The following is a 991-nucleotide window of genomic DNA, read 5'->3' as shown; positions in this document are numbered from 1 at the left end:
GACGGACGGCGCGCGTCGGTCGCGGCGCGGGCGGGGAAAATATCGACGATCAGCCGCGTCCCGAGCCGGCCGATGCGGAACGACGCACCGTGGGCGAGCACGATGTCGGCCCGTCCGTCGACGACCGTCATCCGGGCGATGCGGGCAGGCAGGCGCGCCGGCACCGTCACCTGCGTGGCGGGCCCGAAGCGGATCTCCGCATGGCCGCCGTCGACGCTGATCTGCGGCGACAGGCCCGGCGGCAGGTCGAAGACGAGGCGGTCGAATCCCGCATGGGCGCCGATCCGCACGCCCACCTCGGTCGCCGCGTCGCGCGCCGCGGCCTGCCCGGCCGCCGCCAGCAGAAACAGCAACCCCGCGAGCAGGCGGCGCATGGCCCTCAATCGAAGCTCGCGAGCAGCCGGTCGATATCGGACTGATCCATCGCGACGGCGGGGAGTTGCGGGCCGTTGGTCAGCGTGTCGGCGGCCGCCGAAACGGGAACGGGCGGGCCGGACGGCACGGCATCGAGCGGCCGGCGGGCGGCAAAGGTGGACAGCATCGCCGCCACCTTCGCCTCGATGGCCTTCAGCGCCGCGACGACCTTGCTGATGCGCTGGCCGGTGATGTCCTGAAAGCTGCACGCCTCGTAGATGCGCGTGGTGGCTGCCTGCTGCGCGGCGGCGGACGCCGCGTCCTCGGCCAGCGGGCCGTCCGCGATGCGGTCGAGGGTTTCACAGGCCTCGAGGATCGCGTGCGTGGCGGCGGCGGTGTGTGCCACGATCGCGTCGAGCTCATCGGTCGCCGAGGGAATGTGCGTGCCGTTGATATCCTCGACATGCAGGGCCGCGATTTCGCTCCTGGCCGTCGCGATGGTACGACCGAGCTCCTCGACCTCGCCGAACAGCGAGATCTCCGCGGCCGTGAGGTCGCCGTGCAGGGTCGCGAGCACCTCGCGCACGACCGTCGCGATGGCCGCGTGATCGGCGGGCGGGTGCGCGGCGCGCGCCGC

Annotated in this window: 2 protein-coding genes; both read right to left on the bottom strand. The window is 73.0% G+C overall.

The window, feature by feature from the left end; all coding sequences use genetic code 11:
• Positions 1-374, bottom strand: a 374-nt coding sequence (locus B8460_RS14295) for a hypothetical protein (protein WP_048862287.1), incomplete at its 3' end; no start/stop codon positions are given.
• A gap of 5 nt (positions 375-379) precedes the next feature.
• Positions 380-991, bottom strand: a 612-nt coding sequence (locus B8460_RS14290; RefSeq protein WP_048862286.1) for a protein phosphatase CheZ, incomplete at its 5' end; no start/stop codon positions are given.

This window comes from Acidisphaera rubrifaciens HS-AP3 (assembly GCF_000964365.1).
GTDB lineage: Bacteria > Pseudomonadota > Alphaproteobacteria > Acetobacterales > Acetobacteraceae > Acidisphaera > Acidisphaera rubrifaciens.
The sequence above is the reverse complement of the archived record's forward strand: the minus strand, read 5'-3'. Positions and strand labels throughout refer to the sequence as shown.